Source organism: Dehalococcoidia bacterium (genome assembly GCA_030018455.1).
Lineage (GTDB): Bacteria > Chloroflexota > Dehalococcoidia > DSTF01 > JALHUB01 > JASEFU01.
On the sequence record JASEFU010000003.1, the window covers coordinates 1 to 25,384 of the forward strand.

Sequence of the window (25,384 nt, forward strand, 5' to 3'; positions counted from 1 at the left end):
ATCTTCCTCTCCCCACGTGGCATTATGGTGTACGGAATGTATCTGGACGAGCGCATTTCGCTATACTTTAGCGAAGGCCCCCCTATAATGGTTCAAGCAGGAGGAGGCGTGAGGAGCCTGAACAGAGCCGGGAGCGGGAGTACATGACCCGTCCCGAGACCGAGGACGCGCTGGAAACGAGCTCCGCCGTCGGGAGAAGGGCGCTGCTCTCCTGGCAAAGCGAATACGTGTTCCTCGCCGGCGCCGTGCTGCTTGTCACGGCGATCGCCTTTGCTTTCTTTTACTTCGACCTTGACATCGCCGAACTGCGGAAGTACGGGTACCTGGGCATCTTCGCTATCAGCCTGGTGGGCGCCTCTTCCATCATTCTGCCCATGCCGAGCATCGCGGCGATCTTCAGCGGGGGCGTCCTGCTCGACCCGTTGCTCGGGATACCGACGCCGGTACTCGTCGGGCTGGCGGCGGGCCTGGGCGAGGCGCTGGGTGAGTTCACGGGTTACGCGGCCGGCTACGGCGGGGGCGCCTTCGTGCAGCAGAGGCCCTTCTATAAGGTCGCGCGGAACTGGATGGCTGCCCACGGGACGATAACGATGCTGCTGTTCTCGGCTATTCCCAACCCGATATTCGACGTGGCGGGAGTGCTGGCAGGCGCGACGAGGATGCCTGTATGGCGTTTCTTCTTCGCCGTATGGGTGGGGAAGACGGCGAAGAACATGCTCATAGCCGCCACCGGCGTGGCCAGCCTGAACCTGATCGAACAGCTCTTTGATTAAGGGTAGGCGGGGGCTATCGGCGCGGCCGGCTCCTCAGTGTTCGTCACGGGTATTGCTAGGGAAAACTCTCCTTTACAGCCCTTCAAGTACTTGCTATCATTTCTTGAAAGGGCGAATTCCGACAGATGAAACTGTCTTCGGGAATTAGGGAGGTTCTCACTTTGGGGAGTGCACCTCGGTGCGCTTTTTTTCTTATTCGGCTTGGGAGGAGCACTTATCATGGTACAGTTAGTCGTGCGCTGCATGGAGGCGGTCGTCTGGAGCAGCGGCGGCTTGTGGGGAGCCCGCCCAGCAAGTGGAGAAGACGGCCCGGCAGCGCTGCTTCCGGGTTTGCTGTTGCTGGGGATGGCCGGCTCCATCAGCCTGCCCCGTTTGCTGTTCTGGCCGCTGAGAATGGTCCAGGCCTGGTTCCGGTCTTTCTCTCTGCTGCAACTGACGCTCGCGCTCGCCGGACTGATAATCGGTCTTATCATCTCCGCGCTGCTTGTGCCCGCCTTCTTGCGCCTTCCGGAGCCGGCTGACTGGATTACGCCGCTCGCGGCCGCTTTTTTGCTGTCGGCCTTCGCCATGTGGCTGCTGCTTAGCCGCCAGGAGGAGTTTGCGGCGATCATCGGGCGGCGCAGCCCGATCAACTTTCGATACAGTTCCGGCGTTCTATTCGGGAACAGCGGCTCGAGCCAGAAGCTACTCGTCGATACAAGCGCGATCATCGACGGCCGCATCGCCGACATCTCCGAGGCAGGGTTCGTCCCCGGCACCCTTGTCCTCCCGCGGTTCGTCCTCGATGAGTTGCGGCACATCGCCGATTCTCCAGACGCTCTGCGGCGCAACCGCGGCCGGCGCGGACTCGATATCCTGAACCGTTTGCAGAAGGAGTCGCCGGTGCCGATTGAGATAACCGACGAGGACTTCGAGGACGTGCAGGACGTGGACAGCAAGCTGGTCCGCCTCGCTTCCATTTACGGCTGCCCCATCCTCACCAACGACTTCAACCTCAACCGGGTGGCCGAGCTCCAGGGTATCCGCATACTCAACATCAACCAGCTCGCCAACGCCGTGAAGTCGGTTGTCCTGCCGGGCGAGGAGATGACAACGCGCATCATCCAGGAAGGCAAGGAGAGCGGGCAGGGCGTCGGCTTCCTCGACGACGGGACGATGGTAGTGGTGGAAGGCGGGCGGCGCTACCTGAATGAAGAGATCGACATCATCGTTACGCGCGTGCTACAAACAGTGGCAGGGCGGATGATCTTTGCCCAGCCAAAAGGTAACGGATAGCGGTGGTTACCTCCAACGAAGAAGCAGAGATGAAGACCGGAATGGTCGGCGTCGGGGCAATCGTGCTGGCGGCCGGACGCAGCCGGCGCATGGGCGGAGGCGACAAGCTGTGGGCATCGCTGGCGGGACGGCCGCTGATAGCCCACACTCTCTCCGTTTTCCAGCACTGCCCGTCCGTCAACCGCGTCGTCCTCGTGCTGGCGTCGGGCCGCGAGAAGCTGGGGCACTCGCTGGTGAAAGGCGGCCGTTACACCAAGGTAGCGTCCATATGCACCGGTGGCGAGGAGCGGCAGGACTCCGTCCGGGCCGGTCTCGCCGCCCTGGAGCGGTGCGAGTGGGTCGTGGTGCACGATGGGGCGCGGCCGCTCGTGACCAGACGCCTCATCGAACAGGGGCTGGCGGCGGCGCGCGAGACTGGCGCGGCCACCTGCGCCGTACCCCTGAACGACGCCGTCAAGCTCGTCAACGACATGGGCCAGGTAGAGAAGAGTCTCAGCCGGCGGCGTCTGTGGCTTATCCAGACGCCGCAGGTCTTCCGCTACGAGGTGCTGCTGCGCGCCCACCGCGAGGCCGGCAAGCTGCGCGCCGACGATGACGCGACGCTTGTGGAGCAGATCGGCGTGCCCGTCAAGGTGTACATGGGGTCATACCAGAACTTGAAAGTAACGACGCAGGAGGACCTGCTGCTCACTCAGGTCTTGCTGCGATGGCATCGGGCGTAGGGAGATGCGCGCCGGCATAGGTTACGACGTGCATCCCTTCGCAAAGGGGCGCCGCCTAGTGCTGGGCGGAGTCGAAATCGGGGGCGAGGACGGTCTGAGCGGCCACAGCGACGGCGATGCCCTGTTGCACGCTATTTGCGATGCCCTGCTCGGCGCCGCCGCCCTCGGCGACATCGGCCGGCACTTCCCTCCCGGCGACCCCGCGTACGCGGGCGCCGACAGCAGGGAGCTGCTGCGGAGGGTGGGAGAGCTGGTCGCCGGCGCGGGATACCGTATCGAGAACGTCGATGCCACGGTCATCGCCGAGCGGCCGCGCCTGCAGGAGCACATGCCGGAGATGCGACGCGCCATCGCGGGCGCTCTCGCCGTTGACGAGACACAGGTGAACGTGAAAGCGACGACGCAGGAAGGAATGGGAGCGATCGGCCGCGGCGAAGGCGTCGCGGCGCTGGCGATCGCCCTCATCGAACGACGATGAATCGGTTTCCTTTCGAGGGCAATGCCCGCAATCTCCTTCGGAGCGGGAGCGGCCACGGCTGCGGCTGTCTTCAGGGGTGCCCCGCGGGGCGCCCCAAAACGGCAGCGCGCACAGGCTTCCCACTGAAAGGAGCAACGTAAGGTGTCGGTCATCAAGAGCATAATGAGGGACATTCGGGCGGCCCGCGAAAGGGACCCGGCGGCGGTGAGCAACCTGGAGGTGGTGCTGGCCTACCCCGGCTTCCATGCCCGGCAGCTTCACCGTCTGGCCCACACCCTGTACAATCGTCGCATCCCGCTGCTGCCGCGTCTTATCTCGCACTTGAGCCGCTTCCTCACCGGCATTGAAATTCATCCCGGCGCCAAGATCGGCGAGGGACTGTTCATCGACCACGGCATGGGAATCGTCATCGGCGAGACGGCGGAGATCGGCGACAACTGCCACCTGTACCAGGGCGTGACCCTTGGCGGCACGAGCACGAGGCGAGAGAAGCGCCATCCCACCCTCGGAAACAACACGGTCGTCGGAGCTGGGGCGGAGATCATCGGCGCCGTGGTCATCGGCGAGAACGCGCGGATAGGCGCGGGCTCCGTCGTCGTCACGAACGTGCCGCCGAACGCGACGGTGGTGGGCGTGCCCGGACACGTCGTCGCCTACCATGATCCCGGCGACGATACGATTGTGCGTCTCCCCGATCCGGAGTGGGACCGCATCGATGAGCTTGAGAAGAAGATTCAGCAATTCGAGGCGCGACTGGCCGCCCTCGAAGCAGCCACCGAGCGGCGAACGACAGAGGAAGCATGAGACTCTACAACACGCTGACGCGAAAACAGAACGATTTCCAGCCCGCCGACGACACGGTGAAGATGTACGTTTGTGGCCCCAACCTCTACGCCCCCTGTCACGTCGGGCACGCGATGAGCTACGTCATCTTCGACGTGCTCCGCCGCTACCTGGAATACCGGGGCTATAAGGTCCGTCACGTTCAGAACTTTACCGACATCGAAGACAAGATAATCGCCCGCGCTGAGTCGCTCGGCGTGACCATCGATCAGCTCGCCGAGCGCTACACGGAGCAGTTCTTCGACGACATGGACGCACTCAACGTCCAGAGGGCGCACGTCTACCCGCGGGCGACGGAAGAGATCCCGGGGATGATCGAGATGATACAGGGGCTCATCGCTAGGGGATACGCGTACGAGATCGACGGCGACGTCTACTTTCGCGTGACGCGCGATGAGGACTACGGCGAGCTTTCCGGCAGGTCGCTGGAAGACTTGCAGGCGGGCGCCCGCATCGAGGTGGACGAGCGCAAGGAGCACCCGATGGACTTCGCGCTCTGGAAGGCATCGAAGGCGGGAGAGCCGGCTTGGGACAGCCCCTGGGGGCCAGGACGCCCCGGCTGGCACATCGAGTGCTCGGTGATGTCGCGCAAGTACCTGGGGGAGACGCTGGACATACACGGCGGCGGGCAAGACCTGATCTTCCCTCATCACGAGAACGAGAAGGCGCAATCGGAGAGCTACGCGGGGAAGAAGCCCTTCGTGCGCTTCTGGGTGCACAACGGCCTCGTGCGTCTCAGCGAGAGCGAGGAGAAGATGACGCGCTCTCTGGGCAACCTCGTGCCCATCGCCGACGCCGTTGCCGAGCACGGCAGCGACACACTGCGTCTGTTTATCCTCACCTCACACTACCGTAATCCTCTCACGTACGCGGACGAGGCGCTGAATGCGGCGCGCAAAGGGGTAGAGCGGCTGCGCATCGCCGCACGGACGCCGTCGCCGGATGGCGCGGGAGACGACATTGACGCAGCGCCTTACCGGCAGCGCTTCATCGAGGCGATGGACGACGACCTCAACACCGCTCAGGCGCTGGCCGCTCTGTTCGCCCTGGCGCGTGAGATAAACCGCGCCCGCGACGAAGGGCGGCCGGTCGCGCAGGCGCAGGCGACGCTTCTCGAGCTGGCGGGAGTGCTGGGGCTGCGACTCGAGGAAGAAGAGGGCGCGATTGCGGCGGCCCCGTTCATCGAGCTGCTCATCGAAGTGCGCAACGACCTGCGGGAAGCGCAACAGTGGGCGCTGGCGGACAAGATCCGCAGCCGCCTGAGTGACCTGGGGATCGCGCTCGAGGACACGCGCGAGGGGACGGTCTGGCGGCGCAAGAAGTGATGGGCCCGCGCAGCACCGTAGACGCGCTTTGCATTGACTTTGCATCTTGCAGAGTCTATACTAATGCATGATATGAGCCCCGTTGATCGGGGGCCTAATTTTGTTACGCCTGAGTAGGCCGCCCGAGTGGCGCAATGGTAGCGCAACCGACTTGTAATCGGTAGGTTGGCGGGTTCGAATCCCCCCTCGGGCTCCAAGCTCTGCCTTACCCGGAGGGGTGGGTGAGTGGCTAAAACCGGCGGTCTGTAAAACCGCAGCCTAACGGCTACGCAGGTTCGAATCCTGCCCCCTCCACCAACTCTGAGCTTGAGGGAGCCCAAGGAGGCGAGACGCAAGCAGCGGAGAAACGGCTCCGGGCTTGACGCAAGCGCCTCCAGGACACACCCTATGACGAGAACAGCAGGCGTGATGGCCCGAAAGGGCGCGCGCTGTCATAATTGGAGAGCGGCGCGGGACAGCTGCCGCCGCTGCTATTCAGTTAAGGCGCCCACATAGCTCAGCAGGTAGAGCACGTTCTTGGTAAGAACGGGGTCCCCGGTTCGAGTCCGGGTGTGGGCTCCAAGCTTAGGAGGGATAAAAGCAACATGGCCAAGAAGAAGTTCGAGCGCACCAAGCCCCACGTAAATGTCGGCACCATCGGTCACGTCGACCATGGGAAAACGACTCTCCTTTCAGCCATCACGAAGGCTTTATCGCTGAAGGGGCTGGCGGAGTACCGTGACTTCTGGAGCATCGACAATGCCCCCGAAGAACGCGCCCGTGGCATCACTATCCAGGTGCAGCATGTGGAGTACGAGACGGAGAAACGCCACTACGCCCACATCGACTGCCCCGGCCATGCTGACTATATCAAGAACATGATCACCGGCGCTGCCCAGATGGACGGCGCGATCCTCGTCGTCGCCGCCCCCGAGGGGCCGATGCCGCAGACGCGCGAGCACGTCCTGCTGGCCCGCCAGGTGGAGGTGCCGGCGATGGTCGTCTACCTCAATAAGATCGACCAGATGGACGACCCCGAGCTCCTCGACCTCGTCGAGCTGGAGCTACGCGAGCTCCTGACAAGCTACGGCTACCCCGGAGACGACCTGCCGATCATTCGCGGCTCCGCTCTCCAGGCGATGGAGTCGGAGAGCAAGGACCCGAACGCACCGGAGTTCCAGAGCATATTCCAGTTGCTCGACGCCATAGATGAGCACATCCCGCAGCCGGAGAGGCCCCGCGATCAGCCGTTCCTCATGCCCGTCGAGGACGTCTTCGGCATCAAGGGGCGCGGCACCGTCGTTACGGGCCGGATCGAGCGCGGCGTGGTCAAGGTCGGCGAGGAGGTCGAAATCGTCGGCCTGGGGGAGACGCGCAAGACGGTAGTCACGGGCGTGGAGATGTTCCGCAAGACGCTGGACTTCGGGGAGCCGGGCGACAACGTCGGCCTGCTTCTGCGTGGCATCGAGCGCGATGAGGTGGCCAGGGGCCAGGTAATCGCCGCGCCGGGCAGCATAAAGCCGCACTCCCACTTCGAGGGCCGCGTGTACGTGCTGTCGAAGGAAGAGGGCGGACGGCACACCCCCTTCTTCGCCGGCTACCGGCCGCAGTTCTACATCCGCACCACCGACGTTACCGGCTCCGTAGAGCTGCCGGAGGGTGTCGAGATGGTCATGCCCGGCGACAACGTGAACATGAAGGTCAAGCTCATCGAGGAGGTAGCGCTGGAGGAAGGCGTGCGCTTCGCGATCCGCGAGGGCGGCCGCACTGTGGGCGCAGGCGTCCTGACGAAGGTCCTCGAATAGAGGCGCTGTGGCCTGACCCGGCCGGGAAGGGCAAGGAATGGCAAAGAAGGAAGAGAGAATAATCATCAACCTCGCGTGCACCGAGTGCCGCGAGAGGAACTATACGACTACCAAGAACCGCAGGAACGACCCTGACCGGATCGAGCTGCGCAAGTACTGTCCGCGCTGCCGCGTACATCGCCTGCACCGCGAGGTACGCTGAACGGCGTCCGTTCCTCGGTGAAAGGACCCTGACATGAGCCGCGCCTTGAGACGGCACCCGATGACGACGAAATCGTCGAAGCGGCCGGCCCCGTTGAAAGCGCCGAAGCCGGTCCGTGGGGGGCCGCCGGCAGCGAAGAAAAAGGGCTGGCGCCGCTTCGTGCCGCGATGGGTCGAGGAGATCATCAGCGAGCTGCGCAAGGTGACGTGGCCAACGCGGCAGGAGACCGTCAATCTCACGATTGTTGTCGTCGTAGTGGCCGTGGCGATCGGCTTCTTCCTCGGTGGCATCGACATGCTATTTAACTGGGTCATTTCCAACACACTATTACGTTAGGGGTTGGGGGAAGGTGGCAAAGAAGAAGAAGAGCACTCCCGTCGTCGAGGAGCAGGCCGAGGAGAAACAAGAGGAAGCCCCTCTGTCGGAGGAGCTGGCCGACGTTTCCATCGAAGACAGGGCCTGGTACGTCATTCACACCTACTCCGGCTACGAGAACAAGGTAAAGACCAACCTCGAACACCGCATCGAGTCGATGGACGCGCGCGACCTCATCTTCCACGTTGTGGTGCCGACGGAGGAAGAGATCGAGATCCGCGACGGACAGCGGCGGACGGTGGAGAAGAAGGTGTTTCCGGGCTACGTGCTGGTGCAGATGATCGAGCTGCGGGAGGACGACCCGAAGTCCAGCCGCGCCTGGTTCGTCGTGCGCAACACGCCGGGAGTGACCGGATTTGTCGGGTCGGGCAGCCGGCCGACGCCTCTTGACGTCGACGAGGTGAAGAAGATCCTGCGCCAGATGCGGGCTGAGGAGCCGCGCGTGAAGGTCGGCTTCACTGTCGGCCAGAGTGTGCGCATCATCGATGGGCCGTTCCAGGACTTCGCGGGCCAGGTGGACGAGATCAACCTGGAGAAGGGCAGGGTGAGAGTCCTCGTCTCGTTCTTCGGGCGGGAGACGCCGGTCGAACTCGACTTCCTGCAGGTGGAAAGGCTCTAGCGTGGCGAAGAAGATAAGGGCGGTCATCAAGCTCCAGATCGAGGCGGGAAAGGCCAACCCGGCGCCCCCTGTCGGGCCGGCGCTGGGGCAGCACGGCGTCAACATCATGGCGTTCTGCAAAGACTACAACGAGAAGACGTCCTCCCAGGCGGGCACCATCGTTCCTGTCGAGATAACGGTGTTCGAGGACCGCTCCTTTACTTACGTCCTGAAGACGCCGCCCGTCTCCGACCTGCTGAAGCGGGCCCTGGGCATAGAAAAGGGCAGCGCTTCCCAGAAGCGCGAGAAGGTGGGCGCCATCCCCCGCTCGAAGGTGCAGGAGATCGCCCAGCTCAAGATGCGCGACCTTAACGCGATCGACCTCGACGCGGCGGTAAAGATGATCGAGGGGACGGCGCGTAGCATGGGGATTGAGATCGGCAGGGACGAGGAATAATGGTCAAGGCAGGCAAGAAATACGAGCAAGCGGCGTCGCTCGTCGACCGGCAGCGGCCGTACCCGCCGGACGAGGCGATCGACCTGGCGAAGAAGGCCGCGTACGCCAACTTCGACGAGACGGTCGAGCTTCACGTGCGCACCGGCCTTGACCCGCGCCACGCCGACCAGCAGCTCCGCGGCTCGGTGCTGCTGCCCCACGGCCTGGGCAGGACAGTGCGGGTAGCGGTGTTCGCGGAAGGGGAGCCGGCGAAAGCGGCCGAAGAGGCGGGCGCCGATTACGTCGGCGGCGACGACCTCATCAAGAAGGTCGAGGGAGGCTGGACGGACTTCGACGTGGCGCTTGCGCAGCGCGAGCTTATGGGCAAGGTGGGCCGGCTGGGACGGATCCTCGGTCCCCGCGGGCTCATGCCCAACCCCCGTTCGGGCACCGTGCTCGATGGCCCGGACCTGGCGAAGGCCGTCCGCGACGCCCGCCAGGGGCGAGTGGAGTTCCGGCTTGATCGCAGCGCCCTCGTTCACGTGCCCATCGGAAAGGTCAGCTTTGACAACGACAAGCTGCGGGACAACCTGGCGGCCATGGTGGAGGCGATTGTCAAGTCGCGCCCCAGCGGCGCTAAGGGGCAGTTCATCAAGAGCATGACCCTGGCCACCACCATGGGGCCGGGGATCAAGCTTGAGTTGGGGTCGACGCTCAGCTTGAGCACAGGTTAACACGCGGTTACAATATCAACACGGTCGCCACAGACAGCGGGTCCCGTTCCGGGTTAAAGCAGCCCGCCGAGGCGAAGAGGAACCGAAGGGCGCTGGTGAGGCGCTGGGGCCTTTGTCTGTGACGGCAAGGGCCTTTTTGTATGACAGAGGGATGCGGAGATGCCGACTGATAAGAAGCGCCAGATCGTCCGGGAACTGAGCGAAGAGATCTCCCGCAGCAACGTCCTGATCGGGGCAGAGTACCAGGGGCTGCGCGTCACCGAGATGGGACAGCTCCGGCGCCAGCTCAAAGCGAAGGGCATGCAGGTACGCGTGGTCAAGAACACCCTCCTGAAGCTGGCCGCCGAGTCCGCGCAGAAGCCGGAGGTGGCGGAGTTGGCGGAGGGGCCCACGGCAATCGTTTTCGCGGCCGGCGACGAGGTGGAGACGGCGAAAGCGATAAGAGAGTACGTCCAGGCGGCGAAGAACGCCTTCGTGCCGCGACGCGCCTTCGCCGGCGGACGCATCCTCTCCGCGCGCGACCTGAACGACCTGGCGATGCTGCCCCCTCGCCCCGTGCTCGTGGCGCGCCTGATGGGCGGGTTGCAGGCGGGTGTATCCCGCCTGTCCGGCCTGCTGGGCTCGGCGACGCATCATCCTACCGCGCCGCTGCTCAATTCGACCCTCACTCAGTTGGGAGGCCTGCTCAGGGCGCGGGCCGAGCAACTCGAGCGGGCATAACAAGACTGAGACCACGACTTCCTTAAGGAGGAACAACATGGCGGAGAAGAAGGCCGACAAAAACCGCGTCGAGCAGGCGTTCGATCTCATCAAGGAGATGACGATCCTGGAGATACGCGACCTCAACAAGCGGATCGAGGAGGAGTTCGGGGTGAGCGCCGCGCCGGTCGCCGTCGCTGCCGCGCCGGTCGCTGCCGCCGCCGCTCCCGCGGCCGCCGCTGAGGCTGCTCCCGCCGCCGAGGAGGAAGAGAAGACCGAGTGGACGGTCGTCCTCAAGGACATGGGGCCGAACAAGATCAACGTCATCAAGGCCGTCCGCGAAGTCACGACCCTCGGGCTCAAGGAGGCGAAGGACCTGGTGGAGAGCGCTCCCACCAACGTCAAAGAGGGCGTGCCGAAGGAAGAGGCCGAAGTCGCCGCGACCAAGTTGCGCGAGGCGGGGGCAACGGTAGAGCTTACCTAGAAGTCCTCCGCTGAATCGGGCCCTGATGTCTGGTCAGACAGGCGAAAAGCTGCTATATTGCACTCCGCATGAAGTGCTACGCCTGTCAAGAGGATGCGGTCGCGGAGTGCCGGCGGTGCGGCAGGCTGTACTGCGATGAGCACGGCGACGAGCTGTGCGCCGAATGCTTGAAGCCCGTCAGCGCCCTGCCGTCGTACCTCCTCTATCGGGGCTCACTGCTCACACTGCTGGTCGGCACCGCCGTCGCGATGTGGCTACTGCTCAAGCCCGCTGAGGAGCCGAGGGAGTCGCTTCCCGAGATCGTGGCGCCGACGGCTGCCCGAATGTCTCCGACTCCTGAGGCAACTTCGGCGCTGACCACGGTGACGCCGACTGTCCCCCCGCCCACGGCCACGCCAACACCCGGCGGCCCCATTGAGTACATCGTCGGCGAAGGCGACACCCTCTTCGACATCGCCGAGCGCAATCTCCCCCCCGGCGAGGACCTGGCCGCCTTCGCGACCCGGGTCGCTGAACTCAACGGCCTCGACCCTGCGGACCCGGTGCTCCAACCCGGCCAGACGCTGCTGATACCAAGATAAGGCGGCCGACGCTTGAACGGGGAGACCCCTTCCGCCAGAGGCTCCGTAATCCGCGACGCCATCATATTCACACCGTTCTTCCTCGCTTTCGCGGCGGCCTGGATCGCCGCCTTCATCTCAGAAGGGAACGGGGCCATCCCGCTGCTGGTCATCCTTGGCCTGGTGACGCTGCTCTCCGGCTACCAGAGCGTGCAGGCGCTGCGCGACCTCGTCGCAAAGCCGCAGGTGACGGAGGGGGAGATATCGCGCAAGTGGCGGGGCACCGACATGTTTGTCCTCCGCAGTCATTACATTTATGTCAACCGAAAGGTCTTCAAGATCGACCCGCTCGAGCACCAACAGCTCGAGGAAGGCGATCTCGTTGCCGTGACGCATTACCCTCACACAAACGCCGTCGTTTCGGTCCGGAAAACAGGGAAGAAGAGCCGGCACGTCCGTGAGGAGTGAGAGGCGACACCATGGACGCGAATGTCGTTGAGTACCACGCACTCATACGCGACATGCCGAAGTCGGAGCGTCCGCGCGAGCGCCTGCGCGACTATGGCCCGCAGGCGCTGTCCACCGCCGAGCTTCTCGCCATCATCCTGCGCACGGGAACGAGCCGCGAAGGCGTCCTGGCGCTGGCGGCGAGGCTGCTCTCGCAGCGCCAGGGACTGGCGGGACTGGCGAAGGCGGGCTTCGCCGAGCTGTGCAATGAAAAAGGACTAGGCGAGGCGAAGGCGGCCCAGCTCAAGGCGGCCCTCGAGCTGGGGAGGCGCCTGTCGTCCATGCAGCCGGAGGCGAGGGCGTCCGTGCGTTCCCCCGCCGACGTGGCGAACCTGCTGCTCACAGAGATGGGGCTGCTGGAGCAGGAGCACCTGCGGGTTGTGCTGCTGAACGCGCGCAACGAGGTGATGGGTGTGCCGGAGGTCTACAAGGGCAGCGTCAACAGCTCGCAGGTGCGGATCGGCGAGCTATTTCGGGAAGCGATAAGGCGAAACTGCCCCGCCATCGTCATCGTGCACAATCATCCCTCCGGCGATCCTACCCCCTCCAACGACGACATTTCCCTCACGCGCTCCGCCATCGAGGCTGGCCGGCTCCTCAACATTGAAGTCCTCGATCATCTTGTTGTCGGGCACGGGCGTTACGTCAGTCTGAAAGAACGGAAACTGGGCTTCTCGTGACCGTGAAGGCCGTTCCGGCGCTAAGGGATAACCCCGATTGACCGGAGCACGGCGCATAAACGATAATCCAGGCGACTTCTACAGGAAGGCATGCAAGGAGGTGTAGCGTGAAGAGAGGACTGGCGTTCGTCCTCATAATCTTGGCGCTGTTCGCGGGCGCGTTGGCCGTCTCCTGCGGCGGCGGTGACGGAGATGAAGAGGAGCCCGTGGCCGCGGAGACGCGAGAAGCCGCCGACGCAGAGGAAGAGACGCCGGAGGCGAAGCCAACGAAGGCTGAAGATGGCGATAAGGAGGACGGTGAAGGAGAGCCGCTGGCGGGCGTGCCCATATACCCGGGGGCGAAGCGCGTTTCTTCCGGCGAGTGGTCCGGTTCCGAGATGCCGATCCCCATGGTCGGCGCCCCCACGGACCCCGAGGACTACGGGAAGGTCACGTTCGCCATGTACGAGGTCGATGACCCGCCAAGCGACGTCTTCGAATGGTACAAAGACAAGATGGGCGACTGGAAGGAGGAGTGGACGTTCAGCGGCGGCGACGAAGACACGGGCGAGGCGGGAGTCGGCGTCTGGACCAAGGACGGCGGCAAGACCGCTGCCTGGGTAATGGTCAGCGAGGACGACGAAGTCACGAGCCTGGTGATAGCGACTGGCACTCAGTAGCAGCAGGCAAGAGCATCATTTGTCCGAAGAGGGCGCCTGTGATGGGCGTCTTCTCTTTTCTATTTCCGCCAGCGCCTCCGCCTGCACGATCCGGTATACCTCGATCAGCGGAAGACCCGTTTCCTGCGCAAGGCGCCGGCAGGCCTCGTATTCCGGCGCCGCCTGCGCTACCCGGCCGCCCAGGCGCTTCACTTTCACGATCGCCTGCCCCAGGCTGGACGCGAACTGGAACGTCTCACGCTGCGCCTCGTGGCGACGAACGTCCACCGTCCTCACCCCCAGCGTCGACGTCTCCTCCAGAAGGAGCGCAACGATCTCGCTCTCCCTCTCGCTCGGGCAGAGGACGGAGAGCTTGACGGCGGGACGGTTCTTTTTCATCTGGATGGGGGTGAACCAGACATCGGCGGCGCCGGCGGCGAAGAGGCGCTCCTGCACGTAGCCGAGAACCTCGCCTGTCATGTCATCGACATTCGTCTCCAGCAGAAGCATCGCCCCCCTTGCGCCCGCCCGTTCGCCCAGCCAGAGGCGAAGCACGTTCGGATGGTCTTCCGGGTCGCGGCTGCCGGCGCCGTAGCCCAGGCCGGTCAGTCTCATTAAGGGCCTCTCAAACTTCGCCAGCGTCGTGATGATGGCGGCCCCCGTGGGCGTCGTCACTTCTCCCTGCCATTCCGCGCTCGCGAGGGGAGCGCCCGCGCGCGTCATGATCGCGAGAGTGGCGGGGGCAGGGACGGGAAGGGTGCCGTGCGCGGTCTTCACGAAACCGCTGCCCGGGGGAAGGGGAGACGCGAAGAGCTCCTCGACTTTCAGCAGGCGCAGGCCCACCACAGTCCCGACGATATCGACGAGGGTGTCCGGCGAGCCCAACTCGTGCAGCTCGATGGACTCGGGAGATGCGCCGTGCACCGCGCTTTCCACTTCTGCCAGCCGCTCCAGGACAGCGACCGCCTTCTCCCTGTCGCCATCGGGCAGGCCGCTCCGTCGCACCACTGCTATCATTTCGGTCGCCGAGCGATGGGGGGCGCCCTCTTCGATGTGCACCTGAAGAAGGGTCGCCGCCAGTCCCGCGCGTCGCACCTTCACCGCCTCCAGCGCATACCCTTCGATCCCCAGCTTCGCGAGCTCTTCCCGCAGCGCGGGCAGCGGAAGGCCGGCGTCAATCAGCGCGCCCAGCAGCATATCGCCGCTGACGCCGGCGAAGCAGTCGAGATAGGCGACTGTCGGCACAGAACGCTCCAGCCGGGGGATACCCGGAGTCAGGCGCCGGGCTGCGAACAGGCCAGGCGGTTGATGACGGCGGCCGCGTAGCCGGCGCCGAAGCCGTTGTCGATGTTGACGACGACGACGCCGGGCGCGCAGCTATTGAGCATCGTGAGCAAGGGGGCGACCCCTCGAAAACTCGCGCCGTAGCCGGTCGAGGTGGGGACGGCGATGACCGGCGCGGACACCAGCCCGGCCACAACTCCGGGCAGCGCGCCTTCCATTCCGGCGACGACCACCAGCGCGTTGGCGTCCCTCAGGCGCTCCACATGGTCGAACAGGCGGTGGATACCGGCCACTCCGACGTCGTAGACCCGCTCGACGGCATGGCCCATGAGGTCTGCCGTCACCGCCGCTTCCTCAGCCACGGGCAGGTCCGCCGTCCCCGCGCACAGGACCATAACGCCCGCCGTCTTCGGCCGCGGATGCCGGTCGACGGTGGCGGCCCGCGCGACCTCGTGGTAGACCGCTTCGGGCACCCGCTCTCTCAGCACCTTGAAGGCGGCCGCGTCGATGCGCGTCACGAGGAGCTTGCCGGACCGCGCGACGAGCTTCTCGGCCACGCCGGCTATCTGTTCCGGCGTCTTCCCCTGTCCAAGCACGACCTCCGCCAGGTCATCGCGGAGGGCGCGGTGGTGGTCGATCTTGGCGAAGCCGATGTCCTCGTAGGGAAGGAAGCGCAGCTTTTCGACGCCCTCGTCGACGCCGATGGCGCCCTCGGCCACCGCCTTCAGGAAATCGCGCAGCGCCGATTCGTCTATCGTTCACACCTCTTCCGCAGCGTTAGCAGCGAGAAAGATCATAACATCGACGTGTCCGGCGGGCAAAGAAAGGCTATAATCAGCGCGGGATGGCGGTCAGAACGTGGGTCGGGCATTTCGGGATCAGCCGGGGGCAGGCGCAGGAGATGGGCCCCTTCCAGGGCGCGTTCACCCGCGTCCGCCCCGGCGATGAGCAGGTCGACCTCTACGTCCTCGTTCACCCCGCCCTGCCCGCCAGCGAGGAGTTCTGCGGCCAGATCGTCGCCGTTATCGGCCGGCTGTTCGAACGGCAGAGCCTCTCCCTTACGGGCGACCTCCTGAAGGCGATAGGCGCCGCCCACGACAACCTTCGCGACTGGAACCGCAAGAGCCTGCGCGAGCACCAGGTAGGAGCGGGTATTACATGCCTGGTGCTGCGCGAGAACCTCGCCTATCTGGCGCAGGCCGGGCCGAGCCTCGCTTTCCACAAGAGCGGCGACGGCTTTCGCCGCCTCACGCCGGAGGACCCGGAAGCGAGCGCCGTCGTTGGCCTCGGCGATACGCTGCGTCCCCACCTGACGCGTTTCGAGCTCGCCCCGGGTGACCTGCTGCTGTTCGCCTCTCCCACGCTGTCCGATATCGCCGACGACGGAGCGATCGAAGAGCTGTTCGCGGGCGGCGGCGAGCAGATCCTCTCCGAGCTCTATCTGCTCACACGCGATCAGGAGGACTTCTCCGCATTCCTGCTTGTCTGCTTCGAGGAGCCGGAGACCGAGCCCGCGGCGTTAATGGATCGGACGCAGCCCGGACCGGAAGAGACGCGGGAGGAGGAGCCGGACAGAGGATACTCCGCCGGGGCTTTCCCTCCCCCTGGCGAAGACACGCAGGGAGCGGAGGAGGAAGAACAGACGCCCGGGGAACCCACGGCTTTCTTTCAAGAAGGCGGCGCATCCTCCGGCTCCGCGGCGCCCGCGCGTGCCCCCGTTCCCGCCGTCGATTACGGCTCTCTCGCGAGGCCGCGCCGCGTCCCTGTCGGGAAGTGGCTGGCGGGCGTGCTGGCGTTGGCGCTTATCGCCGTAGCAGCCGCCTGGTGCCTGGCGCCCAGCGACCCGGGCGGAGAAAGCGATGGCTCCCCCCTCATGCGGGCGCTGGAGTCATATGCCGCCGCCCTCGCCGCCACAAGCCTTGACGAGAAGCGGGCGCTGCTGGAAGAGGCGGAGGCGATACTGGCGGGCGCTGAAGGCGGCGATTCCGAGAGCGCGGAGCTGCAGGACCTTCGGCTCGACGTTGCGGAAGCGCTGGCGGAGATCGATTCGGTCTACGAGATCAACGACGCAAGGCTCCTCGCGGACCTCGGCGAGACCGGCGCCGACGTGAAGGCACTCGCTGCCGGCGGCGACGCCCTTTACGCGCTCGACGCAAAGAACGGGCGAGCGCTGAAGCTGCCGCTTTCGGGCGAGACAGCGGAGGCCGAGGTCATCCTGACGGAAGGCGATTTCGTCGGGGTCCTGAAAGCGGCGCGGCCCGCCTTCATGACGTGGTGCCCCGACGCCGACGGCGGGCAGCTCCTGGTGCTCGACAGCGAGCGTCATCTCTTCTCGTTCCCCGCCGCCAGGGCCCCGCAACCGATGCAACTGCGCGACCCGGAGAGCCTGGGGACGATTAAGGGGCTGGCGTGCGACGGCGGCGCGCTGTACGTGCTCGACACCGACGCCGGCCGGGTCTGGCGCTACCTGTCAACGGAAGGCGGCTTCGCCAGCGAGCCCACGCTGGCCGCTGCCGGGGAGCAGACGGAGAATGCTATCGACATCGCCGTAAGCGACGGCGACGTTTACCTGTTGATGCGGGACGGGACGATCAGGCGCTTCTCGGATGGGGCGGAGAAGCCCTTCGTTATCGCCAGTCCGGCCGCGCAATTGAAATCGCCGTCTTCGCTCGTCGCCACCGGACAGGGGCTGCTCGTTGTCGACAGCGGGAACAGGCGCATCGTCCTGCTCGCTCTCGACGGCCGTTTCGAGCGCCAGTTCACGGGCAGCCACCTGGGGGAACCACGGGCGGTCGCCGTCGACGAGGTCGGCGGCCGGCTCTACGTCCTGGACGGGAACGCGGTATACGAGAGCGTCCTTCCCGCTTTGCAGGAAGAGACTCCGGGCGCCGGCCCGGACACCGGGGTGGGCTGATGAAGGTACTGGGCATCGAGACCTCCTGCGATGAGACCGCCGCCGCCGTGGTCGAGGACGGCCGGACGATTCTCTCAAATGTCGTCGCCTCGCAGGTCGACCTCCACGCGCGCTACGGCGGCGTGGTGCCGGAGGTGGCATCGCGAAAGCACCTCGAGAGCATCCTTCCCGTTATCGATACCGCGCTAAACGAGGCCGGCTGCCGCCTGAGCGACATCGGAGCGGTGGCGACGACGATGGGTCCCGGGCTCTCAGGCGCCCTGCTGGTGGGCGTGAACGTCGCCAAGGCTATAGTCTTCGCTTACCGGTTGCCCCTCGTTGCGGTCAGCCACCTAGAGGCCCACATCTACGCCAACTGGCTCAGAACGGAAGGAACGGACGCCTACGAACCGCAGTTCCCCCTGCTCGCCCTCGTCGTCTCCGGCGGCCACACGGAGCTGGTGCTGATGAAGGGCCACGGACTCTATCGCGAGCTCGGCCGCACCCGTGACGACGCCGCGGGTGAGGCGTTCGACAAGGTGGCGCGGCTTCTGGGCCTCGGCTTCCCGGGCGGCCCGGCGATCGAGAAGGCGGCGGCCGGCGCGCGACCAGCGGTCCGCCTGCCGAGGGCGTGGCTCCCCGGCACTCACGACTTCAGTTTCAGCGGCCTCAAGACGGCGGTCCTCCGCCTGTCGAAGGAACGCGAAGGGCGCGCCCTGCCTGTCGGCGAGGTGGCCGCGGCGTTTCAGGAGGCGGTGGTCGACGTGCTGGTCACGAAGACAGTACGGGCGGCGCGCGAGGAGCGGGCCAGGGAGATAATCCTCGCGGGAGGCGTCGCCGCTAACAAGGCCCTCCGCAATGCCCTCACCGACGCGTCGCCGGTGCCGGTGCGCATGCCGCCCCTGTTCCTCTGCACCGACAACGCGGCAATGGTAGCGGCCGGCGGCTACTACCGTCTGCAAAGGGGAGAAACGGCGGGCCTCGATCTTGACGTCATGGCCGGGCTCGGCCTCACCCCTTCCTCGACTCCTCTCCCTGCCCCCTAGCGGCCCAACGACTGCGGGCGCCGGAAATCGTTTATCAAAACGATACAGACTGCGACCGGCGTATAAGCGGTTGCCATCCTGCGTCACGACGGAGGAACTGCACTTCTCTGTGCGCGCGGGCACGGCCGACCCCGATGAGACGATCAGCGAAACGCTGATGAACAACGTGAAAGAGGAGACGGGCACGACGATCGAGAAGATCAAGCAGATGCTGGGAATGGGAAAGCGGCCTAGACGAGAGAACGAACGGCATGTCAGCGGGGCGAGCGGGACCGCCCCGCTTTCTCATCGGAGAGGACAGGAATCGCAGCCGGCCTGCGTGCAATAACGGTGGTACAGATACAGTAGCCCCTGCTGAAAACACGCCCCGACGCTCTCCCGCGGTCCCGCCGGGGGCCGCAAAGCCGACTCCAGGAAACGGACGGGGCCGTACGAGCCGGAACGGGGCAACCGCCCGAACACGCATGCAGCCGCCAAACTCAGCGACGCTTGGTCTTTTGTCCTTCCCCAAGCCGCTGCAAAGGGAAGGACGGCGTTCACCAGTAGCTCGAGGGCGCGCCCCCTGCCGATGAGAGCAGGCGCGGTAGCGCCCGTTCGCTGCGCGCCGTCCGCCGCCACTTCCCACGACCCCACGAGTTCCGCCAGCGGCTTTCCGTCCACCGCTTCCCGCAGCCCGTCCAGGCTCACCAATAGGTCAGGCCCCTTGCGGACGAGGAGCCGCGCCGCGCCCGCGAGACGCCGCCGGGGATGATTTGCGGGGCGCAGGCCGCGAATGACGGGGAGCTCATCCGGCGGGTCCGCGCCCTCCCCGGCCGCGTCGCGAGGCGTCCGTCCCCCAAGCGGAGAAGCCCTTTGGCCAGCCGTCAGGCCGGCCGCCTCAAGGAGCAGGGCCTCGACTGTTGCCGCAGACTTCGACGAGACGGCCGGGCGGACTTTCCGATACGGCAAACGCCGGGCGAGCGCGGAGAAAGCGTCCGCGTTCTCCCTGTAGCCGAGCGTCCTGAGCACGGCCTTGTACATGACCTGCTGCCCGTCTTCCTGCTTCAAGGCGGCGGCGAATTGCCCCTCCTTCTGACGGAAGCGCATCTCCCCCAGACGGAGGACCCTCTCTTTGACGGCGGGCCAGCCCATTCTCGCCACCGCTCCCTTGCACGGCTCCTCCCACAGCGCCGGCTGCGCCAGCCAGAAGTTCAGCTCTTCGCGGCGGCGCGCTACCCACGGCGCCAGCGCCAGCACTTCGACGCGCCGCCCCGAGTTTAGGACCGTCTCTCCGCCTACGTCGTCCTGGAAGACGATGTGCAGGGCCAGCCGGTCATAGCGCGGATCGCGGTCGTGGCCGTGGGCGTGAAAAGAGCTCGCCAGCACGTGCAGCTCGATGTCCCCCTTGAGGAGGTTCCCCGCCTCGTCGGCAAGGACTGCGTCCGTGAAGTCGGGGCCGGGCCCGGCGCTGCGTCTCCCCCTGTATATGACCCGCAGCAGGCGCCCGCCGGCCGTTCTCAGCGCCTCGCGCGGGAAGCGCTGTCCTTCCCACAGGTGCGCGAGGTCTTCTTCGCGAAGAGGAAAGGGAGGGAAAACCGCCTTCGGACGGGGAAGCACAACCGGCTCCACGGCAAGCGACGACAGCCCTCTCGTCATTTTGCGCCCCGCGGCGGTAGGGCACCCCGCCCTCTACCCCTGGCGGTCACGCTTCCGCCTCGCCGTGGGCGGCCGCTGCTGTTCCCCTGCCTGCTCCGGCCGCTCGGTCCCCTCGGCCTGATAGGTGAATCCCGCTCTTTCAGCGATGAGGCTCAGCAGCTTTGCCGACGCCCCCCGCGGCCGGTATAGCTCCCGCTCCCACTCGCTGATGGTCTGCTGGCGGGTCCCCATCTCCTCCGCGAGCTGCTCCTGCGTCATGCGCAGGTGGCGCCGCAGCGCCCGGATATCGGGGGCGCGCCACTCGGGCCGGCCGCTCCTCTTCTTCGCCACGGCGCCATCTTACACGGAAACGTGTATCGCGTCAAGAAGCAAGAGGACTTAGGATGGCAGCGAAGTGGGCACGTTCAGCGCCAGAGGTCATCGGCCCCGGTGCTTGGGAAGAATGATGCGATGGCCTCTTTCTCTGCCGCGCCCTAAAGAGCGCGGCACAATCGGCGCAAACGCGGGGGGAGTATCGGCGGCTAGCCCCGGGCAGAGACCCGCCTGCCAGCAGGCAAGCGCCCGACCCACCCGAGAGGCTGCTCGCAGGCTACTCGCCGCCTCCGTCTCTCACCAACCGGACGTTTCGTCTCCGCCCTCCCGCGCGCCCGCTCCCATCCGATGCCTCTTCGCCCGTCCTTGCCCGCGGCTGAGTCGGGCCGGGCAGGCAGACCTCCGAGCAGATCGAGGGGTCCCCGAGGAGGGCCGCCAGCCGCTCCCCCATCCCATCGAGGGAGAGGTTCGCCAGCGTCTGCGAGGTGGTGATGACGGTGGGCAGCCGGCGGTTGTGGCGGTAGCTGAGGATGCGGTGAATCTCTTCCCACCAGGGATGAGGACGGCGGTAATCGAGGTCGTCGAGGATAAGCAGCGACGCCTGCTCTATCTCTTCGATTTGTTCATAGGCGTCGTGGCGGTCGTCTCCCTCTCTGGAACGGCGCAGAAAATGGAGCAGCTCCGCCACCCCTACAAAGTAAGGCGCGTCCCCCATCTCCCGGCGGTACTGCGTTATCGCCGCCGCCAGGTGGGTCTTGCCGCTGCCGCGCGGCCCCGTAAACAGCAGCCAGTCCTCCGGGGTTTGCGCAAACTCCAGCGCGAAGCGGTAGGCGTCTTCCAGCCGCCGCCGTTCCCCCGCCGAAAGGTGGAAGCCTTGCGTGTCGAAGCTTGCGAAGGTCATGTTCTTGAACCGCGGCTGCTCGAACATGTCGAGCCGCCTCTGGATGGCCCCGCGCGACGCCGGCTCGAGCTCATACACACGGCTCAACGACGGGTCGCTCAGGCGGGTGTGCAGCCGCTCGTCGAGACGGCGCAGCGGGACGTTGGTGGTGACGACCGTGGGAAGGCGGGCGTTAAAGCGATGGTTCACTATCTGGAACAGCTTCTCGCGCGCCCACTCGGTGGCGCTCTGCGCTCCCAGGTCGTCGAGGACGAGGACGGGAGCGTTGCGCACCTGCTCGAAAGTGGTATCGAAGCCCGACTCGCTGTCGGGATGGTAGGCGGCGCGAAGCCGGTCGAGCAGGTCGGGCACGATGACGAAGAGGACGGCGTTGCCGCTTTCGAGCAGGCGGTTGGCGATAGCGGCGGCGAGGTGAGTTTTGCCGCTTCCGCTGGGACCGGCGAAGACCAGCCACCCGGCAGGGTTACTGGCGAAGCTCAGGGCATCGTCGACGCACTTCTCGAAGACTTGCTGGTCACGGATATTGGCGGTGCGTCCCTTCTTGCTGAGGTTGTCGAAGGTGCATCGTTTGAGGGGACCGATCTGGCTGTACCGCTCCAGACGGTTGCGGCGGCCCTCTTCCTGCTCGTTCAGCGTGCACGAACAGGGAAAGGCCTTGCCGAAATCGGGGTGATCGAGAGGGACGGCCCGGCGCACGAACCCGGCGCCGCCGCAGCGCGGGCAGGCTTCCCCGTCCTCGTCATCAGGCGCAGGCGGGCACTCGCCCTCCGCCGCTCTTGGGGCCAGCCCGCCGGTCAGGCCGGCCCTTCTCATCACCTCGTCGATACGTCGCATCCCTGCGGGCCTCTCCTGGCCGCTGCTATCCATCCAGGCCAATACGGGCGTACTGCTGCTCCTCGCCCTCGTCGCGGAGGAGCAGGTCTTCGAAGCGGGCGATCTTTTGCCGGAAACGGAGATGGACCGTGCCGGTGGGGCCGTTCCGGTGCTTGGCGACGATTATCTGGGCGTCACCGGCGGGATAGGGAGAGCCGTCGGGATGGGTCATCTCCCAGTCCTCTTTGCGGACGTACACCTCCTCGCGGTAGATGAAGATGACTACGTCCGCGTCCTGCTCGATGCTGCCGCTCTCCCGCAGGTCGCTCAGCATGGGGATGTGGGGAGAGCGCATCTCAGGGGCGCGCGAGAGCTGGGAGACGGCGATCACGGGCACGTCGAGCTCGCGCGCCAGCTCCTTCAGCGCCCGCGATATGTAGCTTATCTCCTGCACGCGGTTATCGCCCCGCTCAGCGCCGTGGATGAGTTGCAGGTAGTCGATTATCACCAGGTCGACGCCCTGCTCGCGGGCGAGCCGCAGGGCCTTGGCGCGTATGTCGTTCACTCTGAGGACGGCGCTGTCATCGACATAGATCTCTGTTGCCGCCAGCACACCCAGCGCGTTCATCACCCGCCTTTCCTCCGCCTCCGAGTGCAGGCCGAGCCGCAGGCGCGTGGAATCGACGCCCGATTCGCTGGCAAGGAGGCGCTGCACGAGCTGCTCCGCCGCCATCTCCAGGCTGAAGAGCGCCACCCTGGCGTTTTGCCCTACGGCGGCGTTGCGGGCGATGTTCAGGCCGAGACTGGTCTTCCCAAGGCTGGGGCGGGCGGCGAGGATGATGAGGTCGGAGCGCTTGAGGCCGCCGAGGAGGGTATCGAGGTCCATGAAGCCGGTCCTTACGTTGCCCTGCAATCCGCCCTTGTAGGCTTCGAGGCCCGGCCCCTCCCAGTACTCGTCGAGGATGTCCCTGATGTGCACGAAGTCGCGCAGGCGCTGCCCGCCGCGGAGCGACAGAATGAGGTTCTCCGCCTGGGCGAGCGCGCCGTCGACGTCGGGGCCGCCCGCGTAGGCGATCTGCGAAATCTTGGCGGCGGCGCCGATAAGGCGGCGATAGAGAGAGTCGCGCTTGACGATGTTGGCGTAGTGCTCGACGCCGATGGGAGTGGGCAGCTCGGCGACGAGACGGCTCAAGTGGGCGATGCCGCCCACTTCCTCCAGGCGGTCGCGGCGCGCCAGCTCGTGGCCGACCGTGACCTCGTTCAAGGGCTCGTTGCGGTCCCAGAGGGCGAGGCACGCCTCATACGTCCAGGCGTTTTTCTCGCCGAAGAAGTCGGCGGGCTGGAGAATGGACGCGACCTTGAAGATCGCCTCGTTGTCGACGAGAAGAGAAGCGATAACGGCCTCTTCGGCCTCGATATCGTGAGGAGGGAGCTTGTCAGGTAGCATCCTTTCTTCCCTGCGAGTGAAAACGGGTCAGTCTGAACGGGCCTGACGGCGGGCGATAAGCTCGCCGGCCGGCCTGCCGAGGAGCAAGCGCCCCATGGCGCGATGGCCGATGAGGAGATAGTACTTCTTCCAGATGCGGCGCACATCGTCGGCCGTCTCCGCCTGTCCCAGCTCCTTGTCCGCCGCCAGCACCGCCTCTTCGTACTCGGACTGGGTAAGCGTCCTCTCTCTCATGATCCCTCGCCCCCTTGCAGGCTAGCCTCCCTGCTCCGACGCTTCTGTCTCCTCCTCCACCTCCGCTGCGGCCTCTTCCACCTCCGCCTCCACCATCGGCTCCTCGCCTGCCGTCTCCGCCTGCTCCGCTTTCTCTTCCGCCTTCTCGATTTCCGCGCCTTCCGCGATCACCTCGAGGGGCACGACCGCGCGCACGTTGCGGGTGAGCTGTATCGGGATCTCGTAAGCGCCGACCTCTTTGATCGGCTCGGCAAGCACGATCTGGCGGCGGTCGATCTCTTCTTTCAGCAGGTCGGTTACCGCTTCGGCGACATCGGCGGCGGTGACGGAGCCGAAGAGGCGGCCGCGGCGCCCCGCCTTCACGGTGATGCTCACCGAGGCGCCCTCCAGCCGCGCCGCCAGCTCCTGCGCCTGCTCGTCGAGCGCCGCCTGCTTGCGCGCCTCGATGATGGCCCGCGCCTCTGCCTTCCGTATGGCGTCGGCGGTAGCGGGAGCGGCGAGGCCCTTGGGGAAGAGAAAGTTGCGAGCGTAGCCATCGGCGACGTTCTTTATCTCGCCGATCCGCCCCGATCCTTCGACGTCTTGCAGAAAAACAACCTTCACGTGAACTCCTCCACTAGCTGGGTGTTGCCGAGGGCCATCCCCATCATATTGCCGGCGCGCTCGCCGTCAATGGAGAAGGGGTCAAGTGGCTCCGAAAATCTTTCCACAGGCCGAAACACAAGACGGCGGGACTGTGGAAAACGGTCTCGATTCACCCGCAAATTGTAGAACGCATATTCGCTGCCGTCAAGCCGACCCTGGAGGACGAAAGGACACAGCCGACGGAATGAGAGACCGCTCATCAGGCCGGATTCCCGCGCAACAAAGCGAGAGGACTAGGACTCCCTGTGGAAATCGGGCTTGCGCTTCTCCATGAACGCCATCACCGCTTCCCGGAACGCCGGCCTCTGCGTACCGGCCAGCAGCTCCTCGCTCTCCCGCGTCATGATCTTCCTGATATCGGGCTCCGTCAGGTTCGTCCACGCCAGCTTCTTGACCGCCAGCAGCAGCTCCGTATCGTTGTCCGCCATTTCCTGCGCCAGCGCCACCGCCTCGTCCATCAGCGACTCGTGCGGCACCACCCTGTTCACGAGTCCGATCCGGTCCGCCTCCTGCGCATCGATGGTCTTACCGGTCAGCATCAGCTCCATCGCGTGGTGGAAGCCGACGATATGGGCGAGGAGCATGGTGCTCGCCAGCTCGGGCACGATGCCGACGCGGATGAAACGCATGGAGAAACGGGCCCTGTCGGAGGCGATCCGCGCGTCGCAGTTCAGGGTCATCGTCATCCCGGCCCCTATCGACGGCCCGTTGATTGCGCAGACGATGGGCTTGGAGCGCACGCAGAAGGCCAGCCAGCTCTCGTCGTCCGCGGGGCGCCGCACGTCCTCGGCGTCCTCGTTCTCCAGCCCCCGCTTCCAGCTACCAACGTCCCAGCCGCCGCAGAAGATCGGATCGGTGCCCGTCCAGACAACGGCCCCGATCTTTTTGTCTTGATTGAATTCATCGATGATATTCCGCAGCCGCCGGCCCGACTCCCAACTGAGAGCGTTCCGCCTCTCGGGCCAGTTCAGCCGGACAATCGCCACCCGGCCCTTGACTTCGGTGACTATCTCTTGTTCGGCCATCTCTGCTCCTTTCGCTCATCCGGATTGCTCGAGCCG

The 25,384-nt window shown here is 65.6% G+C and carries 29 protein-coding genes, 3 tRNA genes and 1 other annotated feature; of the genes, 23 read left to right on the forward strand and 9 right to left on the reverse strand.

Going from position 1 to position 25,384, the window contains the following annotated elements:
* Window positions 1-143: 143 nt before the first annotated feature.
* From QME71_05175 to QME71_05275, 21 genes are all read left to right on the forward strand, one after another.
* Window positions 144-773 carry a VTT domain-containing protein gene (locus QME71_05175; GenBank protein ID MDI6857690.1) on the forward strand — a complete coding sequence of 210 codons (630 nt, stop codon included), beginning with the start codon at window positions 144-146 and terminating at the stop codon, window positions 771-773.
* Window positions 774-992: 219 nt separating this feature from the next.
* Complete coding sequence (locus QME71_05180) at window positions 993-2,048, forward strand: PIN domain nuclease (GenBank protein ID MDI6857691.1); 1,056 nt, start codon at window positions 993-995, stop codon at window positions 2,046-2,048.
* 29 nt (window positions 2,049-2,077) lie between these two features.
* Window positions 2,078-2,770, forward strand: a complete 693-nt coding sequence (ispD, locus tag QME71_05185) for a 2-C-methyl-D-erythritol 4-phosphate cytidylyltransferase (GenBank protein MDI6857692.1) — start codon at window positions 2,078-2,080, stop codon at window positions 2,768-2,770.
* Window positions 2,771-2,774: 4 nt separating this feature from the next.
* The gene (ispF, locus tag QME71_05190) at window positions 2,775-3,248 is read left to right on the forward strand and encodes a 2-C-methyl-D-erythritol 2,4-cyclodiphosphate synthase (GenBank protein ID MDI6857693.1); all 474 of its coding nucleotides are present in this window, start codon (window positions 2,775-2,777) and stop codon (window positions 3,246-3,248) included.
* Window positions 3,249-3,389: 141 nt separating this feature from the next.
* On the forward strand, window positions 3,390-4,052 hold the full coding sequence (gene cysE, locus QME71_05195; GenBank protein ID MDI6857694.1) for a serine O-acetyltransferase: 663 nt from the start codon (window positions 3,390-3,392) through the stop codon (window positions 4,050-4,052).
* A complete protein-coding gene (gene cysS, locus QME71_05200; protein ID MDI6857695.1) occupies window positions 4,049-5,416 on the forward strand; it encodes a cysteine--tRNA ligase in 1,368 nt (455 codons plus the stop codon). The genes cysE and cysS overlap by 4 nt, the downstream gene beginning before the upstream one ends.
* 120 nt (window positions 5,417-5,536) lie before the next feature.
* A tRNA-Thr gene (locus tag QME71_05205) sits at window positions 5,537-5,612 on the forward strand.
* A 15-nt stretch (window positions 5,613-5,627) separates the two neighbouring features.
* Window positions 5,628-5,713: transfer RNA gene (locus tag QME71_05210), tRNA-Tyr, on the forward strand.
* A 188-nt stretch (window positions 5,714-5,901) separates the two neighbouring features.
* Window positions 5,902-5,977, forward strand: a tRNA-Thr gene (locus QME71_05215).
* 23 nt (window positions 5,978-6,000) lie between these two features.
* Entirely contained in the window at window positions 6,001-7,200 is a 1,200-nt protein-coding gene (gene tuf, locus QME71_05220) for an elongation factor Tu (protein ID MDI6857696.1), read from the forward strand.
* A gap of 37 nt (window positions 7,201-7,237) precedes the next feature.
* On the forward strand, window positions 7,238-7,402 hold the full coding sequence (gene rpmG, locus QME71_05225; protein MDI6857697.1) for a 50S ribosomal protein L33: 165 nt from the start codon (window positions 7,238-7,240) through the stop codon (window positions 7,400-7,402).
* A 33-nt stretch (window positions 7,403-7,435) separates the two neighbouring features.
* Entirely contained in the window at window positions 7,436-7,738 is a 303-nt protein-coding gene (gene secE / locus QME71_05230) for a preprotein translocase subunit SecE (protein ID MDI6857698.1), read from the forward strand.
* A gap of 82 nt (window positions 7,739-7,820) precedes the next feature.
* The gene (gene nusG, locus QME71_05235; protein MDI6857699.1) at window positions 7,821-8,396 is read left to right on the forward strand and encodes a transcription termination/antitermination protein NusG; all 576 of its coding nucleotides are present in this window, start codon (window positions 7,821-7,823) and stop codon (window positions 8,394-8,396) included.
* 1 nt (window position 8,397) lies between these two features.
* Entirely contained in the window at window positions 8,398-8,832 is a 435-nt protein-coding gene (rplK, locus tag QME71_05240) for a 50S ribosomal protein L11 (GenBank protein MDI6857700.1), read from the forward strand.
* Window positions 8,832-9,545 carry a 50S ribosomal protein L1 gene (gene rplA / locus QME71_05245; protein ID MDI6857701.1) on the forward strand — a complete coding sequence of 238 codons (714 nt, stop codon included), beginning with the start codon at window positions 8,832-8,834 and terminating at the stop codon, window positions 9,543-9,545. The genes rplK and rplA overlap by 1 nt, the downstream gene beginning before the upstream one ends.
* A 9-nt stretch (window positions 9,546-9,554) precedes the next feature.
* Window positions 9,555-9,693: a sequence feature (ribosomal protein L10 leader region), on the forward strand.
* 11 nt (window positions 9,694-9,704) lie between these two features.
* A complete protein-coding gene (gene rplJ / locus QME71_05250; protein MDI6857702.1) occupies window positions 9,705-10,265 on the forward strand; it encodes a 50S ribosomal protein L10 in 561 nt (186 codons plus the stop codon).
* 37 nt (window positions 10,266-10,302) lie between these two features.
* Window positions 10,303-10,728: a 50S ribosomal protein L7/L12 gene (gene rplL, locus QME71_05255; GenBank protein ID MDI6857703.1), complete on the forward strand. Its 426-nt coding sequence runs from the start codon at window positions 10,303-10,305 to the stop codon at window positions 10,726-10,728.
* Between the two features lie 68 nt (window positions 10,729-10,796).
* Entirely contained in the window at window positions 10,797-11,309 is a 513-nt protein-coding gene (locus QME71_05260) for a LysM peptidoglycan-binding domain-containing protein (GenBank protein ID MDI6857704.1), read from the forward strand.
* A 12-nt stretch (window positions 11,310-11,321) separates the two neighbouring features.
* Window positions 11,322-11,756: a hypothetical protein gene (locus QME71_05265; GenBank protein ID MDI6857705.1), complete on the forward strand. Its 435-nt coding sequence runs from the start codon at window positions 11,322-11,324 to the stop codon at window positions 11,754-11,756.
* Window positions 11,757-11,767: 11 nt separating this feature from the next.
* Window positions 11,768-12,475, forward strand: a complete 708-nt coding sequence (gene radC, locus QME71_05270; GenBank protein ID MDI6857706.1) for a DNA repair protein RadC — start codon at window positions 11,768-11,770, stop codon at window positions 12,473-12,475.
* A gap of 107 nt (window positions 12,476-12,582) precedes the next feature.
* Complete coding sequence (locus tag QME71_05275) at window positions 12,583-13,134, forward strand: hypothetical protein (GenBank protein MDI6857707.1); 552 nt, start codon at window positions 12,583-12,585, stop codon at window positions 13,132-13,134.
* Window positions 13,135-13,149: 15 nt separating this feature from the next.
* Here QME71_05275 and larC read toward each other — a convergent pair whose 3' ends face one another.
* Window positions 13,150-14,358, reverse strand: a complete 1,209-nt coding sequence (larC, locus tag QME71_05280) for a nickel pincer cofactor biosynthesis protein LarC (protein MDI6857708.1) — start codon at window positions 14,356-14,358, stop codon at window positions 13,150-13,152.
* Window positions 14,359-14,387: 29 nt separating this feature from the next.
* Window positions 14,388-15,152: a nickel pincer cofactor biosynthesis protein LarB gene (larB, locus tag QME71_05285; protein ID MDI6857709.1), complete on the reverse strand. Its 765-nt coding sequence runs from the start codon at window positions 15,150-15,152 to the stop codon at window positions 14,388-14,390.
* 89 nt (window positions 15,153-15,241) lie between these two features.
* Between larB and QME71_05290 the strand changes: the two genes are divergently transcribed.
* Together QME71_05290 and tsaD are read left to right on the forward strand one after the other, a co-directional pair.
* Entirely contained in the window at window positions 15,242-17,311 is a 2,070-nt protein-coding gene (locus QME71_05290; GenBank protein ID MDI6857710.1) for a hypothetical protein, read from the forward strand.
* A complete protein-coding gene (gene tsaD / locus QME71_05295; GenBank protein MDI6857711.1) occupies window positions 17,311-18,336 on the forward strand; it encodes a tRNA (adenosine(37)-N6)-threonylcarbamoyltransferase complex transferase subunit TsaD in 1,026 nt (341 codons plus the stop codon). Before QME71_05290 ends, tsaD begins: the two co-directional genes overlap by 1 nt.
* A gap of 285 nt (window positions 18,337-18,621) precedes the next feature.
* Here tsaD and QME71_05300 read toward each other — a convergent pair whose 3' ends face one another.
* From QME71_05300 to QME71_05330, 7 genes are all read right to left on the reverse strand, one after another.
* Window positions 18,622-19,971: a DUF2851 family protein gene (locus QME71_05300; GenBank protein ID MDI6857712.1), complete on the reverse strand. Its 1,350-nt coding sequence runs from the start codon at window positions 19,969-19,971 to the stop codon at window positions 18,622-18,624.
* 33 nt (window positions 19,972-20,004) lie between these two features.
* The gene (locus tag QME71_05305; protein ID MDI6857713.1) at window positions 20,005-20,301 is read right to left on the reverse strand and encodes a helix-turn-helix domain-containing protein; all 297 of its coding nucleotides are present in this window, start codon (window positions 20,299-20,301) and stop codon (window positions 20,005-20,007) included.
* Window positions 20,302-20,560: 259 nt separating this feature from the next.
* Window positions 20,561-22,018 carry an ATP-binding protein gene (locus QME71_05310; protein ID MDI6857714.1) on the reverse strand — a complete coding sequence of 486 codons (1,458 nt, stop codon included), beginning with the start codon at window positions 22,016-22,018 and terminating at the stop codon, window positions 20,561-20,563.
* 25 nt (window positions 22,019-22,043) lie between these two features.
* The gene (dnaB, locus tag QME71_05315; GenBank protein ID MDI6857715.1) at window positions 22,044-23,444 is read right to left on the reverse strand and encodes a replicative DNA helicase; all 1,401 of its coding nucleotides are present in this window, start codon (window positions 23,442-23,444) and stop codon (window positions 22,044-22,046) included.
* Between the two features lie 27 nt (window positions 23,445-23,471).
* A complete protein-coding gene (locus QME71_05320; protein MDI6857716.1) occupies window positions 23,472-23,678 on the reverse strand; it encodes a hypothetical protein in 207 nt (68 codons plus the stop codon).
* A gap of 21 nt (window positions 23,679-23,699) precedes the next feature.
* Window positions 23,700-24,281, reverse strand: coding sequence for a 50S ribosomal protein L9 (rplI, locus tag QME71_05325; GenBank protein MDI6857717.1), 582 nt, complete (start codon window positions 24,279-24,281; stop codon window positions 23,700-23,702).
* A 275-nt stretch (window positions 24,282-24,556) separates the two neighbouring features.
* Complete coding sequence (locus tag QME71_05330; protein MDI6857718.1) at window positions 24,557-25,348, reverse strand: enoyl-CoA hydratase-related protein; 792 nt, start codon at window positions 25,346-25,348, stop codon at window positions 24,557-24,559.
* Between the last annotated feature and the right edge of the window lie 36 nt (window positions 25,349-25,384).

Coding starts and splice junctions, on each gene's coding strand:
- rplJ (MDI6857702.1), top strand. CDS start 9,705: ATGCCGACTGATAAGAAGCGCCAGATCGTCCGGGAACTGAGCGAAGAG.
- QME71_05310 (MDI6857714.1), bottom strand. CDS start 22,018: ATGCGACGTATCGACGAGGTGATGAGAAGGGCCGGCCTGACCGGCGGG.
- QME71_05330 (MDI6857718.1), bottom strand. CDS start 25,348: ATGGCCGAACAAGAGATAGTCACCGAAGTCAAGGGCCGGGTGGCGATT.
- QME71_05260 (MDI6857704.1), top strand. CDS start 10,797: ATGAAGTGCTACGCCTGTCAAGAGGATGCGGTCGCGGAGTGCCGGCGG.
- ispF (MDI6857693.1), top strand. CDS start 2,775: ATGCGCGCCGGCATAGGTTACGACGTGCATCCCTTCGCAAAGGGGCGC.
- ispD (MDI6857692.1), top strand. CDS start 2,078: ATGAAGACCGGAATGGTCGGCGTCGGGGCAATCGTGCTGGCGGCCGGA.
- rplL (MDI6857703.1), top strand. CDS start 10,303: ATGGCGGAGAAGAAGGCCGACAAAAACCGCGTCGAGCAGGCGTTCGAT.
- QME71_05180 (MDI6857691.1), top strand. CDS start 993: ATGGTACAGTTAGTCGTGCGCTGCATGGAGGCGGTCGTCTGGAGCAGC.
- QME71_05175 (MDI6857690.1), top strand. CDS start 144: ATGACCCGTCCCGAGACCGAGGACGCGCTGGAAACGAGCTCCGCCGTC.
- QME71_05290 (MDI6857710.1), top strand. CDS start 15,242: ATGGCGGTCAGAACGTGGGTCGGGCATTTCGGGATCAGCCGGGGGCAG.
- rpmG (MDI6857697.1), top strand. CDS start 7,238: ATGGCAAAGAAGGAAGAGAGAATAATCATCAACCTCGCGTGCACCGAG.
- radC (MDI6857706.1), top strand. CDS start 11,768: ATGGACGCGAATGTCGTTGAGTACCACGCACTCATACGCGACATGCCG.
- QME71_05320 (MDI6857716.1), bottom strand. CDS start 23,678: ATGAGAGAGAGGACGCTTACCCAGTCCGAGTACGAAGAGGCGGTGCTG.
- rplA (MDI6857701.1), top strand. CDS start 8,832: ATGGTCAAGGCAGGCAAGAAATACGAGCAAGCGGCGTCGCTCGTCGAC.
- tsaD (MDI6857711.1), top strand. CDS start 17,311: ATGAAGGTACTGGGCATCGAGACCTCCTGCGATGAGACCGCCGCCGCC.
- QME71_05300 (MDI6857712.1), bottom strand. CDS start 19,971: ATGACGAGAGGGCTGTCGTCGCTTGCCGTGGAGCCGGTTGTGCTTCCC.
- secE (MDI6857698.1), top strand. CDS start 7,436: ATGAGCCGCGCCTTGAGACGGCACCCGATGACGACGAAATCGTCGAAG.
- dnaB (MDI6857715.1), bottom strand. CDS start 23,444: ATGCTACCTGACAAGCTCCCTCCTCACGATATCGAGGCCGAAGAGGCC.
- cysS (MDI6857695.1), top strand. CDS start 4,049: ATGAGACTCTACAACACGCTGACGCGAAAACAGAACGATTTCCAGCCC.
- tuf (MDI6857696.1), top strand. CDS start 6,001: ATGGCCAAGAAGAAGTTCGAGCGCACCAAGCCCCACGTAAATGTCGGC.